Annotated in this window: 14 protein-coding genes; 3 read left to right on the top strand and 11 right to left on the bottom strand. The window is 29.9% G+C overall.

Features of this window, described 5'->3' with window-relative positions:
• Positions 1-428 precede the first annotated feature (428 nt).
• From ABDX67_RS09990 to ABDX67_RS10010, 5 genes are all read right to left on the bottom strand, one after another.
• Positions 429-836, bottom strand: coding sequence for an MPN domain-containing protein (locus tag ABDX67_RS09990; protein ID WP_347174882.1), 408 nt, complete (start codon positions 834-836; stop codon positions 429-431).
• Positions 837-994: 158 nt separating this feature from the next.
• Positions 995-1,273, bottom strand: coding sequence for a hypothetical protein (locus tag ABDX67_RS09995; RefSeq protein WP_347174883.1), 279 nt, complete (start codon positions 1,271-1,273; stop codon positions 995-997).
• A 1-nt stretch (position 1,274) separates the two neighbouring features.
• On the bottom strand, positions 1,275-1,958 hold the full coding sequence (locus ABDX67_RS10000; protein ID WP_347174884.1) for a potassium channel family protein: 684 nt from the start codon (positions 1,956-1,958) through the stop codon (positions 1,275-1,277).
• Positions 1,959-1,963: 5 nt separating this feature from the next.
• A complete protein-coding gene (locus tag ABDX67_RS10005) occupies positions 1,964-3,712 on the bottom strand; it encodes a TrkH family potassium uptake protein (RefSeq protein ID WP_347174885.1) in 1,749 nt (582 codons plus the stop codon).
• Positions 3,713-3,912: 200 nt separating this feature from the next.
• Complete coding sequence (locus ABDX67_RS10010) at positions 3,913-4,542, bottom strand: hypothetical protein (RefSeq protein WP_347174886.1); 630 nt, start codon at positions 4,540-4,542, stop codon at positions 3,913-3,915.
• A gap of 88 nt (positions 4,543-4,630) precedes the next feature.
• On the opposite strand from ABDX67_RS10010, the gene ABDX67_RS10015 reads away from it, so the two are divergent.
• Positions 4,631-4,981: a hypothetical protein gene (locus ABDX67_RS10015; RefSeq protein ID WP_347174887.1), complete on the top strand. Its 351-nt coding sequence runs from the start codon at positions 4,631-4,633 to the stop codon at positions 4,979-4,981.
• A 138-nt stretch (positions 4,982-5,119) separates the two neighbouring features.
• Here the strand turns inward: ABDX67_RS10015 and ABDX67_RS10020 are convergent, their stop codons facing one another.
• The 5 genes from ABDX67_RS10020 to ABDX67_RS10040 form a co-directional block, all read right to left on the bottom strand.
• Positions 5,120-6,436 (bottom strand): RNA-directed DNA polymerase, encoded by a 1,317-nt coding sequence (locus ABDX67_RS10020; RefSeq protein WP_347174888.1) that lies wholly within the window; start codon positions 6,434-6,436, stop codon positions 5,120-5,122.
• Between the two features lie 128 nt (positions 6,437-6,564).
• Positions 6,565-7,773 carry a diaminopimelate decarboxylase gene (gene lysA, locus ABDX67_RS10025; protein ID WP_347174889.1) on the bottom strand — a complete coding sequence of 403 codons (1,209 nt, stop codon included), beginning with the start codon at positions 7,771-7,773 and terminating at the stop codon, positions 6,565-6,567.
• Positions 7,774-7,864: 91 nt separating this feature from the next.
• Positions 7,865-9,103 (bottom strand): peptidase T, encoded by a 1,239-nt coding sequence (gene pepT, locus ABDX67_RS10030; protein ID WP_347174890.1) that lies wholly within the window; start codon positions 9,101-9,103, stop codon positions 7,865-7,867.
• A gap of 12 nt (positions 9,104-9,115) precedes the next feature.
• Positions 9,116-9,670, bottom strand: a complete 555-nt coding sequence (locus tag ABDX67_RS10035) for a hypothetical protein (RefSeq protein ID WP_347174891.1) — start codon at positions 9,668-9,670, stop codon at positions 9,116-9,118.
• A gap of 15 nt (positions 9,671-9,685) precedes the next feature.
• On the bottom strand, positions 9,686-10,726 hold the full coding sequence (locus ABDX67_RS10040; protein ID WP_347174892.1) for a WD40/YVTN/BNR-like repeat-containing protein: 1,041 nt from the start codon (positions 10,724-10,726) through the stop codon (positions 9,686-9,688).
• A 92-nt stretch (positions 10,727-10,818) separates the two neighbouring features.
• Here ABDX67_RS10040 and ABDX67_RS10045 point away from each other — a divergent pair, with 92 nt between their 5' ends.
• Positions 10,819-11,757, top strand: coding sequence for a patatin-like phospholipase family protein (locus ABDX67_RS10045; protein ID WP_347174893.1), 939 nt, complete (start codon positions 10,819-10,821; stop codon positions 11,755-11,757).
• A gap of 19 nt (positions 11,758-11,776) precedes the next feature.
• Entirely contained in the window at positions 11,777-12,175 is a 399-nt protein-coding gene (locus tag ABDX67_RS10050; protein ID WP_347174894.1) for a hypothetical protein, read from the top strand.
• Here the strand turns inward: ABDX67_RS10050 and ABDX67_RS10055 are convergent.
• Entirely contained in the window at positions 12,172-13,626 is a 1,455-nt protein-coding gene (locus ABDX67_RS10055; protein WP_347174895.1) for a S41 family peptidase, read from the bottom strand. The genes ABDX67_RS10050 and ABDX67_RS10055 overlap by 4 nt on opposite strands.
• Between the last annotated feature and the right edge of the window lie 108 nt (positions 13,627-13,734).

Raw genomic sequence — 13,734 nt, forward strand, 5'->3', positions numbered from 1 at the left:
TTGTGTGTTTTCCGGTTGTAAGTTCGGCTAAAATTTTCAGTTTAAAGGGTTCTGAATACCGTCTAATTACTTTGTCATTTCTATACATAATGTTTAAAATTATGTAGCCTTTATTCAGGACGGGTCATAATTATTGGCAACGTGTTCGTGTTATGGCTAGTTGCGTTGGCTGGAACTAAGTTAGCAAAAAAGAAACAAACCATTAGGAAAATCCGCTAGGATTTTCCGAGTACACACTGACTAGCAATTAGTTATACACGTTGTTGGCAGTAGTTATTTTAATTTTCAGATATTACTTTTCCATTTTCAGAGAGAATCCACATTTCAAATAATAAGTGGCAAATGACATTGAAATAATATTTTTTATATATTAACTAACTACTGAAGAATCTTCCTTATGTTCAGGAAAGAGTTATCTGGTGTTTTGACTAAATGAGGTTATTAACAACTAAAAAATTCTCTTTTTTTTCAAAAGAAATTATATTAGATGTTACGTTTCCAATTTCTTGATTATTTGATGAAATACATTGGGAAAGAAATAATAAATTATTTGACTCGAAAAAATCTTCATGAAAGAAATATGTTATACTACAATTGTTTTCTTCTCTATATTCATTAGAATCATTTATCTCTTGAGATATAATATCTTTAAATTCGATTAAAGCAAATTCAAGGTTATCGGGATTGAATCTTTTTCTTAATTCCTTTGAAATGTCCATTAGTATTTCGTCTGACAAAAATTGAAACTTTAATTCATAATTATCAATATTAAAATCATCAAATGAATAATATTCAGGTTTCTTAAAAATCCATTTTATTCTATTAATAAAATTCATGATTTGTTGAGTTATTACTGCCAACGGTCTCGTATAAGAATAGTAGCGGATTCTCACGCACTAACTTTTCGGTTAAACACAGACCTTTTTTATATTTACTTACTTTCATTTTAGCGATTAAACCGCTATTATTTTTATACATTGTTGTGTGCTGGCTTTTATTCCGTTTTACAATGTATTGGGTTTTTGCAATTTCCTTTGTGAGCCATAAATCCCAACGTTTCGTTTGAGTCAAATTCTTCTTTGTAGATTAGATATTCACATTCGTCATAAGTAATAACTGTCATTTTAGAGAAAGGTACTTTTTTTATTTCATTTTCAATAGATAGTTCTACAGTCTTGTCAACTTGATATTGTCTGGATTGTTTTTGAGTGTTCTCGCAAGAACTAAAAATGCAAAGAATAAAACCACAAAAAATAATACTTTTAGTTTTCATTTTATTGATTTGTAAAGTTTCTTAAATCGCTGTTAGCTCCATAAACAACCAAAATGTCGTTTTCATTTAAAATGGTATTTGGTGACGCTACACCTTGAACGTGTTCTTGGCTTTTTGTTTTTCCCACAACTGTTTTAACTTCTGTTTTTTTAATTGTTGTTAAGGCTAAAAGGTTATATTTCGACCTTAACTCAATTTCTCTAATTGTTTTTCCAATAAACTTGTTTGGCACTTCAATTTCAATAATGCTGAAGTCATCACTCAATTCAAATGAATCAACAACATTAGTTAAGCATAATTTTTTTGCCCAACGTTCTGCTGTTTCTTCTTCGGGATGTACAATTTCATCAACTCCAATAGCTATCAATACTTTTTCGTGTAAAGGGTCAATAGCTCTACTTATTAAACGTTTTACTTGAAAATTTTTGAATAAAGCGGTTGTCATTACATTGGCACCTTGGTCTTCGCCAATAGCAATAATAACCACATCTGTTTCTTTAAGAGGAAGTCCAGATACAGTAAATTCATCTGTGGCATCCATACAAATGGTATGTGATATTTTTTCTTTGAACAAATCTACTTTGTTCATTCGGTTATCAATACCTATAACTTCATTTCCTTGCGTTGTTAATTTTTCAGCTAATGATGCTCCAAAATTGCCCAAACCTACAATGATATACTTCATTTTGTTTAATTTATAGTGATTTCTTCGCTAGGATAGCGATAATTTTTATGTTTTATTTTTTTGAAAAGTGCAACAATTATTGATAACATACTTACTCTGCCTACAAACATTATAAGTATAATAATTATTTTACTTGCACTACTTAAACTGCCTGTTATACCTAAACTTAAACCAACTGTACTATAAGCTGAAAAACTCTCAAAAGCAATATTGAGTAATCCTTTTTCAGGGTCAAAAATTGCAATCAGCACAATTCCTGTACCAATAACAATTAAAGATAGAGCAATTGTTGCAAATGCTCTTTTTACCGAAATATCAGCAATTTCTCTTCTAAAAACTTCTATGCGTTGTTTACCTTTTGCCAAACTCAAAATATTAAGTGTTGCTATAGCAAAGGTACTTGTTTTTATTCCACCACCAGTAGAGGCTGGTGATGCACCAATCCACATTAATAGAAAGGTTATCATTACTGTTGGAAAGGCTAATGCGTTCATATCTACTGAATTAAATCCAGCGGTTCTTGGTGTTGCTGCTCCGAATAGTGCATTTACTATTTTTCCAAATAAAGAATGTTCTGATAACGTATTATTGTATTCAAGTATAAAAAATAATATAAATGCAATAGTTGTAAGAGATACCGTTGTAACAAGTGTAATTCTACTGTTTATATTTAGTACCCAAGGTTTATGGATTTTTTCTTTTGAGTTGAAACGAAAAATATTAATAACCTTGTGTTTAATAAATCTAATAATATTAACAACAATAGGAAATCCTAAACCACCTAATACAAACGTTGCAATAATGATAAGTTGTAAGGTGTAATTAAATCTAAAGCCAGTTTCGTAAATGCTATTGCTCAAGGTTGAAAACCCTGCATTACAAAATGCCGAAATGGCGTGAAATACTGAAAAAAATGCTTTATCAGAAAATGAATTAATTAAAGACTTGTCTAAAGAAAAGAAAATGAGGATTGCAGCAGTTAATTCAACAATTGCGGTAATTACAATAATATTTTTTAAGGTACTGAATACATCACCAATTTTTTGAGAATTGGTCATTTCACTTAATGTGAGTTGGTTTTCATAAGTACTACCTCCTTTAAAAAAGTAACTAAAGTAACTTGCAAAAGTTAATATTCCTAATCCACCAATTTGTATTAAAAATAAAATAATAGATTGTCCGAAAAGTGTAAAATACGTACCTGTATCAACCACAATTAATCCTGTTACACAAACTGCGCTAGTTGAAGTAAACAATGCATCTATAAATGAAATTCCGTTATGTGTTGCTTTTGGTAACATCAACAACAACGAACCAATAAAAATGATAGTTAGAAAGCTTAAAATGAATATTTGCGCTGGATTAAAATATGTTCTGTTTAGGTTTAGTTTTTGTTCTGAAAATTCTCTAATGAAAGTTAATATAACAGCTAAAACAACCCAAATAGGATTTTCTAAAATCAAATCGGTTTTAAATGCTTCTCCAACAAATAGGTACATATAAAAGATGTAAAGTGTGTAGGCAACTGAAATAATATCGAAAACGGCTACTTTCCGTTTTAACAAATTCGGATTTTCAAAATACCTTGCAAAAGTGGCAATTAGACCTAATGCAATCACTATAAAATAAAATCCATCAATGATTTGCTGAATTAAAGTAGCTTTTGAAAAACCAAAATCAAAAATAAAGGCGAATATTCCAAGAACACTCGCCCAAAAAGCAGTTCTATAAAGTTTTTTTAAGTCATAATTCATTCAACAAAAATAGTTATTTCTTTCGTTATTTTTCTACTGCGTACTGTTTTTCAGAGCTTGCACACAACGGTCTTGTACAAGATTTAGTTGCGTGTTTAAGCTATAAATTTAGTAAATAATTCCCGAGCAAAGAAAGTCCGTGAGGACTTTCGTAAGTAGGCACTAGCCAAGCAATTAATTTTGTACGTTGTTGGCAATAGTTATTTTTTATCGTATTTAAACCAATAATTGTACTTTGAAATTACTTCGCCTAGTTTAAATTTAAATAAAGGGCTTTTATATTCTAATTTATCTATTTTGTTAAGTATTTCAATATTATCAGACATCATTGATTTTAGTTCCTTTTTATATTTTCTTTTTTTAATCTTAAATGTTTTTTCTTTTCCAACTATATAAAAGTATGTTTCAGGATATTTAGGGCTATATGATTTTTCGTAAACTCTTATATCATTCATAAATTTTACTTTTCGAGTTGGTTTTGTAGAAAGTTCTGAATTATCAATATAGAGAGATATATTTCCTTTTTTATAAACCTCTAATAAAAGACTTTTATTATCAAGTTGAATTCTATCATATTTCGTTGCTCTTAAAATCAGATAGTTTACATTTTGACTTTTTATTTTTAAAATCTTTTTATCCTCTTTTTCATTCTTATATCTAATATTTGTAGAATTGTAATTTACCCCCTTTTCTATAAAACACTTAATTGTATCTTGATTTGTTATTAAAGTTCCAAATGAAAAATCAGCTTTACCTTGAAGCTGGGAATAAACACTGGATACAAATAATAAGATTGAAAATAATAAATAATTTTGTTTTTTATTTCTCATTTTAAATTTGTGTCAAATTATTGCCAACGTATTACAGCTATGTTTAGTGGCGAATAAATAATTAAATAACTTTCAAATTATAAATAAAATGAGTAAAAAAACAAAGACTAAAGAATTAAGCGGTAAAAAGCCATTGAATATAGGTGGTGTTGGCATTAGTTTATACAATGAACTCGAAATGTCAATTAAAAAATATGTAGAATTATTTGCTGTTAAACACGAATTATCATTTGATTTTTGGGTTGCAGATTTAAGTGGAACTATTGCTTGTTTTTCGATGGATTATTACGTGAATTTCGAAGATATTAGACTTGATTTAGAAAAAGATGTACCTAATGATTTGTTTTTCGAATGGTACGATTTAGCAATGGATTTAGGATTAGAAGATAAGCCTATAATTAATTACTATTCTTTCTTAAAAAGTAGGAAGCTAAATTAATGCCAACGGTTGGGCTATGAGTAGTTGCGTGAGTTAGCACTTAACTTTGCAAGTACACCCCAAACTGAAAATCCGCGAGGATTTTCAGAAGTAGGCGAGAACAAGCAATTACTTATAGCCATTGTTGTGCGTTCGGCTTTATTTTAATTTAATTTCTTCGATTCGTTTTTCAATTTCTGAACAGTCAAATCCTGTCCTTTCTTTTTTGTAAAATGCTAACAAATTATAATGATAAGAATTAAATGGTACTGTACTTACCATTTTGTCTAATTCTCCAAAAAATTCTGTGTCGTTGTCAATAAACTCTCTAATTCGCTTAAAGTGCCAAACCCCAAGTTGAGCGAGAAAATCTGGATTAAAGAACATAGCAATTAATCTGTGTCTGAATTTTGGTTCAATTAATTTACTGTCAACTGATAAAATTCGTTTTAGCACCGAATTATCTCTAAATTTTACATAGTTGTCTAAATACTCAAAGTACTTTTCAATTCCTTTGTTTATTGAAGTTTTGTCGGTTTTGTTTTTTAGAAGTTCAAAAAGTTCAAATGACCAATATGTGTCAAATTCCGCTTTAGATTTAAATTCTTTTACCTTACTACTATTAAAGTTTAAGTTAATCTTTAACAACTCTCTTGAAGCTTCAAATAAGATGTTCTTTGCTACCTGTAAATCTTTTGCATAAATGATTTGGTCATCAGCAAATCGAATGTATTTAGCTCCATATTTATCGCAAATTTCGTTCATTATCAAGTCATAATCTTGTAAATAGAAATTTGCTAAAATTCTTGAACAGTCGCCAATTTCGTCTTGAGGAATTCCAACGGTTTTTAGATTGTAGCCTTCTAATTTTTTATTCCAATTTTGTAGGAAGTGAAATAAAAGAGTAACAACGTCTTGTTTAGATTTAGGTATTACGTGTCTAATTTTTCTTTCTAAAATTGTCAAGTTGATACAATCGTAAAAGTTGGCAATGTCCAAGTTTATAAAGCATTTCCAATCGTCTAAATCTCTGTAAGTTTTAGCAATATTCTGAAAGGATTGCCATTCTTGAACCCAAGAAAGTTCATTTATTGTATTAAACGGAACATATTCTAATTCAAGAATTTCTTGTTCTTCTTTTAGTCTGATTGGATTTCCAAGTGTCCAACCTCCAAATGTTCCGTCAACTCTGTTAACTGCAATTTCGTTTTCAAGTAATTTTATGCAAAGAAAAAATACACAATAGTCCTTTCGAGAAAATGTTGGTACGTATCTGGAAATTCCGTTATGCTTATTGATTACAATATACTCCCTTGGATTTTTAGGGTTATAAGTGAATTCCGTTATACCTTGATATAATTCGTCAAGAAATTCAGCCTTATCTGGTGTTTTTCCGAAAGGTACAATACTGTCTTTTAGTTTTGTCCAAAATTTGGAAGCATATATTTTGTCAAATGAGGCTTTGTCTATTTTCATTTAATGTTCTGGCTTTTTTTCAGCTGACGCACAACTCGTTATATAGTAACTTTTATTACCGATATCCCGTATTATTTTTGGGATAACAGTACTTTTTGTATTTTATATCAAAATATATTCTAAATCTACTAAAAAATATCTACAACTTCTTGATTTCTTAAAATATCATCAAAAGTTTCTCTTTTACGTATCAAATAATCTTTTCCGTTATGCACCATTACTTCAGCAGGTTTAAAACGAGAATTGTAATTAGAAGCCATAGAAAAACAATACGCGCCTGCATTGTGGAAACACAATACATCTTCTTCTGTAATTTCGTTAATTCTTCTGTTATTTCCAAACGTATCTGTTTCGCAAATATAACCAACAACAGAGTAGTAGCGCTCTCTTCCTTTCGGATTTGAAATGTTTGTAATATGATGATACGATTCGTACATCATTGGTCGTACTAAATGATTAAAACCACTATCAACTCCCGCAAAAACAGTAGAAGTTGTTTGTTTAATAACGTTTACTTTGGCTAAAAAATAACCAGATTCGCTTACCAAAAACTTTCCTGGTTCAAACATTAAGGTTAATTCTTTGCCATATTCTATACAAAAATCGTTGAATCTTTTTGTAAGTTGTTTTCCTAATTGCTCAATATCTGTAGAAATATCTCCTTCTTTATACGGCACTTTAAATCCGCTTCCAAAATCAATAAAATCTAGATTTTCGAATTGTGAAGCAACATCAAACAAAATTTCTGTTGCGCGTAAAAAAGTATCAATATCTAAAATATCAGAACCTGTGTGCATGTGAATTCCGTTTATACACATATTGGTATTTTCCATAACACGTTTAATCAAAGGAACTTGATACATCGAAATTCCGAATTTAGAATCAATATGTCCTACAGAAATTTTAGAATTTCCACCAGCCATAATATGCGGATTGATACGTACACAAACCGGAATTGTTGGATGTTTTTGACCAAATAATTCTAAAATAGAAAGATTGTCTATATTAATTTGAACGCCCAACGCAGCAACTTCTTCTATTTCTTCTAAAGAAACTCCGTTAGGAGTATAGATGATGTTTTCTGGCAATACGCCAGCTGCCAAACCCAATTGTACTTCTTGAACAGAAACCGTATCTAAATTTGAGCCTAATTGCTTAAACACTTTTAAAATGTTGATATTCGATAGCGCTTTTACTGCATAGTTGATCTTTACATTTTTTACACCAGAAAATGCATTGGTAATTCTGTTGTATTGCGAAGTAATTTTATCTGTGTCATATACATATAAAGGGCTTCCGTATTTATTTGCTAATTGCAGTAAGGTTTTGCTATTCATTTCTGTTTTCTAAAATTAAGTTGGTAAATGTAAAAAATAAATACAAACTACTATTCATGTTCTTCAAAATCTAACAATATAACCTTTAATGTTATTTAAACTTAACAGCAACTTTCTCTGCAATCTTAACAATTACCTGTGTTGCTTTTAAAATTGATTCTACCGGAACATATTCGTAACGACCATGAAAATGATGTCCGCCAGCAAAAATATTCGGACAAGGCAATCCTTTAAATGACAATTGAGAACCGTCCGTTCCGCCACGAATTGCTTTAATTAATGGTTTTATTCCTAAGTCTAACATTGCTTCTTCGGCAATATCTACAATATACATTACCGGAACTACTTTTTCCTTCATATTGTAATATTGATCTTTTATTTGAACAGAAATCAACTCTTTCCCTAATTTTTGATTGATTGCAATTGCCACCTTTTCAAAATCTGATTTTCGTTTTAAAAACAAATCCATATCATGATCTCTAATAATATATTCTAAGGTGGTTTTTTCTACATTTCCGTGCATATCGTGCAAATGGAAAAATCCTTCGTAACCGGTTGTTTCTTGCGGAATTTCATTTTTTGGTAACGCACTAATAAACTCATTTGCAATTAACATAGAATTTACCATTTTACCTTTTGCATAACCTGGATGTACAATTTTTCCTTCAATAGTTACCACAGCGCCAGCAGCATTAAAATTTTCGTATTCTAATTCTCCAACTTGACTTCCGTCCATTGTGTATGCCCATTCTGCACCAAATTTTTCGACATCAAACAAATGCGCGCCTTTGCCAACTTCTTCATCTGGCGTAAAACAAATTCTAATGTTACCATGTTTTATTTCTGGATGATTGATAAGGTATTCCATCGCAGAAACAATTTCTGTAACGCCCGCTTTATCATCTGCACCAAGCAATGTTGTTCCGTCTGTTGTAATAATCGTTTGACCTTTGTATTGTAATAAATCTTCGAAATAATCTGGAGAAAGTACTATGTTTTCTTTTTTGTTTAAAACGATGTCTTTTCCGTTGTAATTTTCATGAATCTGCGGATTTACATTTGCGCCTGTAAAATCTGGACTTGTATCTATATGTGCAACAAACCCAATAGTTGGTACTTTATACTCGATATTGCTAGGCAAAGTTGCCATGATATAGCAATTGTCGTCTAAGGTAACATCAGACATTCCAATTTCTTGAAGTTCTTTAACAAGTAGTTTGGCTAAATCCCATTGTTTTTCTGTACTCGGAAAAGCAGGATTATTTGGATCAGATTCTGTGTCTATTTTTACATAACTTATAAATCTGTTGATAATTTTCTCTCTGTTCATCTTCTTATGTTGTTATAATTCTAAGCTGTTTATCAAATTGATTGCTTTACAAAGACGCTCGTTAATTTGAGTATCTCCATAAATCTCTGTTTTGATATGATAAGAATTTATTGAATTTTTATTGATAAATATATTTACTATTTGATACGGAAAATTTCCTTTTCTACCTTTAGAAACTGCGTAAAATGCGTTGTTTTCTAAAAAAGAAAATTGTGCTTTTTTACTATTTACAAGTTGTTGAATAGAATCGTTTTTTAAAATTGATTTTTCAAAATCGGTATCAAATTTATAATCGCTTTTAATATGTGTTATGTCTATTAAAACAGTTTCTGTTAATTGTTTGGTGGTGTCTGCAAAATAAATAGAAGATTGCAAATCGTTGTAAAAGAAATTGGTTTTCCAATGTGTTGGAATCTGAATACTAAACGTTTTCTTAATGTCTGTATTTTGTTCTAAATTACCAGTAAATTTAGTGTTTGAACAAGAAAATTCTTTTGCTAATGCAGAAGAAGTATTGCATGAAGAAAAAATTAAACAACACAAGAAAAGTGTAAAAAAAAGTTTCATTTAATGCGAAAGAAATTATTTTAAAACCAATTTCCCAATCTTTTCGTGACCAGATAACCAAGCCGTATTTTTATCTACAAAATCAATGGCATAATAACCATCTTTACTAATGTCTTTCCAAGTTATTCCGCCATCATTAGAAAAAGAAACGCCAGTTTTTCCAACAGCAATTACTTCTTTTCCTTTTGTGCCAGGAATGTATTTTACACAACTTTTATAATTTGGTGCTTGTCCGTCTGCAACTAAAGTCCACGTTTTTCCACCATCAACAGTAATTGCTTTATTGGCTTTGTTTTCTTCTGGTTTAGAGAAATCGCCACCTACAATTATTCCATTATTTTCATCATAAAAATCTACTGAATAAATCCCTTGTGGTCCATTTCCTTGTACAAACGGTGTTTCAATTATTTCCCAAGTTTTTCCTTTGTCGGCAGATTTTAAAACTCTTGCTTTTGTTCCGCCAGTTACTACCCAAATATTATTTTTATAAAAAGCAATGTTTGTATTACTTGCAGCAAAAGAAGCTTCACCTTCATTAACTTCAGGTAAATTAACACAGTCAATTTTTTTCCAAGAATTTCCGCCATCATTGGTCATAATAATAGATGTACATCCATCAATTGGATCTCCAATGGCAATGCCTGTTTTATCATCTAAAAAAGTCATAGCATCATAAAACACTTTTTCGTGTTCTTCTTTATAAACTACAGTTTTTTCTCCGTTAGAAATTTTATATAATAATGCAGGATTTGCAACAGACAACGCAAAAACTGCAGAAGTTGTTTTTGCTAAACTTCTAAAATGTGGAACAATAGAATTTTGATATTTTAAGTATTCAATATCCCATGTTTTTCCGCCATCATCAGTTAAACCAATATCTCCACGAGAACCAGCAAATAAAAGTTCATTAGAATTTACAGCAATTATTGCTCTAATACTTGTGCTATCCATATCAAATTTTTGAATAGAAACGGAATCAAAACTTCTTACTATATATTCTTGCTTACAAGAAAAACTAATAATTGTAATACAAACTAAAAGGATATATTTTTTCATTTTCTTTATTTTTAAGCCACTAATTTACAATATTGCTTTGTTTAATTGTAAATTAGCATGAAATTTTTGTCAACTATTTATGTGGTGTTTTAATGAGTTATAATAAAAGAGCATTGGTTATTTCTGGAGGAGGAAGCAAAGGTGCTTTTGCTGGTGGAGTTGCGCAATATTTAATAGAAGAGAATAAAAGAAATTATGATATTTTTATTGGAACTTCTACAGGTAGTTTGTTGGTTTCTCATTTAGCAATTGGTAAAATAGAAGAGCTTAAAAGTATTTACACGAATGTAAATCAGCACACCATTTTTAGCAACAACCCTTTTATTATTAAAAAAAGACATGGAGAAAAAGTAATAGCCATAAATCACTTAAATACACTTTGGAATTTTATCAACGGAAGAAAAACCTTTGGAGAAAGTAAAAACCTTAGAAAATTAATTAAAAAATATATTACTGAAGATGTGTTTTTAAAAATCATTAAAAATGAAACTGAAGTTGTTGTTACAGTATCAAACTTATCGACCAACAAAGTTGAGTATAAAACCCTAAGAGAATGTACCTACAACGATTTTTGTGATTGGATTTGGGCATCATGTAATTACATTCCGTTTATGAGTTTGCTAGAAAAAAATGGTTGTCAATATGCCGATGGTGGTTTTGGTTGTTTGGTGCCAATTAGAGAAGCAATTTTACGTGGAGCTAAAGAAGTTGATGCAATTATATTAGAAACCGAAGTAACTCAAATAAATAGAGTAAAGTCTAAAAATCCTTTTTCTTTGCTGTTTGATACATTTGATTTTATGTTAGAACATGTAGAAAGACATAACATTACCATTGGTAAATTAACCGCAAAACAAAACGATGTAAAGTTAAATTTATATTATACTCCAACTGTGTTAACAACAAACTCTTTAATTTTTGATAAAAAGTTAATGACCAAATGGTGGCATTCTGGTTTTGAATATGCCAAATTAAAAGACGAAGGATTAATGAATGAATATAGACCAGATTTAATAGAAGCAAAATCTTAATTAATAGTATATAATAAAAATGAAAAAAATTACTCAGACACTAGTATTGATAACTTGTTTGTTTAGTATCAATGCTTTTTCTCAGTTTAAAGAAATTGATTTAGAAGGAAAATGGACAGACAAAGAGTTGCAGGTAGAATATGATTTTTCTAAGAATGCTAAAGCTTATTTTTCTCAAATGGGATATGGAATGTCGGTTTCTTACAAAGTAGATTTTTCTCAATCTCCTTTTTGGATAGATTTTACCTTAGAACGTGCTGGTAGAGAAATAAAAATACCAGGTTTGTTAAGGGTTATAGATAAAGATACTATTTGGATTGAGCAATTTCCACCATCTTCAAATCATCCTGTAAAATTCTCTAAAGATTTTACTTCTAGAGCAAGAAGTATTCATATTCTAGTTCGTGAAAAATCTTAGTTTGTATTTGGTAAATCTTGGTGAATAAAAATTCCAGTGTCAACAATTTGTTGATTGCGAACAGAACTGTATAAAAAAGTTAAATTATTTGGATTGCAAATTGAAGGTGGATTTGGTGGAATGCCATTTACTAAATTAATGACTTCATTTAATAATGGATCAGAAGCATCTCCTAAAACTCCTAAATTTAAAATATTTTCTTCGTTACAAATTCTCAATTCTGGCGTAAAACCATCGGCATAAGTTTCATCATTGCTGTTTAAGAATTCTAACACAATTGGTTGTAGCGCAACAGTGTGATTTGTGTTTTTATCAGTGAAATCGTAATCGATAGAATTATAAAGCGTTATTGATCCTGTATTGTCTCCGTTTGTTGTTTCGCTATTAATCACATGAACATTCATATAACTATTTAAACTATTGATTAATAACTCTACAGAAGAAGAACTTCCGTTTAAAATAATATACACATCAGTTAATCCTAAACTGTTAATTGGAGTAGAAGTATTTATTTTATCTGTAAATTTTGTGAGTAAAGAATCTGCTTGATGTTGTTCAAACCAAGCTTGCGCTTTGCTATTCCAACGTTTTTTTATTAATGGCTGACTTTTAAATTGACCAGTAATCATACTTGCAATTTGGGTAATGTTTTTAACAAAACTTCCGCCACCAACATTATAGCGTAAATCTAAAATCAATTCATTAACACCTTGATTTTTAAACTGTAAAAATGTAGCATTTAAATCGTTGATATAATTGCTAGAAAAATCATTATTGTAGAGTAAATAACCAATATTATTTCCTTGACTTGCAATATTTTTAGACATGAAAATTGGATTGTGCGTATAACCCACTTTTGTTAAAGAAACTTTTATAGCGTTTGGCGTAACGGTCGTTCCGTCAAAATCTGCCATACTTAATTCGAATGTAGAGTTGGCACCTTCTAATAAAGTACTGTAATTATCTCTTGTTAATTGCACATTATCTACTGCGTAGAAAAAATTTCCTCTAGCAATCGATTTTGTTGATGCATCAGAATTAGGTAAAATATATTGTACATAACCAAAAACATTATCAGCACTTCCAGGTTCTGCAATAATTCCATATTCAACTCCATGAGTAGTTGAAGTTCTTAAGCTTGGTTGTTCAATTAAATTGTAATCGTCCAATAAAACGGATTTGTTATCAGTGTTTGGTCTGTCGTAAATTAGATTTAAAAATAATTCATTTGGCGAGGCAAATTCTCTTAAAAAGCTATTTAATTCTTGCTGATTGTTAAAACGTCTGTCTGCTAAATCTGGAATTTGATCTTGATATAAATAATACGCGTTCATTGCTTTCCAAACAAAATCATTGATTTCTACATCCGCAGGAATCTCATCTATTTTGGTGCAATTGTACAAAGTAAAAGAAATACATATTAAGAGTAGAATTTTATAGAGGTTTTTCATTAATTCAGCATTTAAAAAGCTATTATTTAAGTAACGCAATTTAGATAATTATAGTACATTTAAAAAATAGATGTAACAAAATTAATTGTGCATCGTCATAAAGGTGTA

The organism is Polaribacter uvawellassae, assembly GCF_039748955.1.
Classification (GTDB): Bacteria; Bacteroidota; Bacteroidia; order Flavobacteriales; family Flavobacteriaceae; genus Polaribacter; species Polaribacter uvawellassae.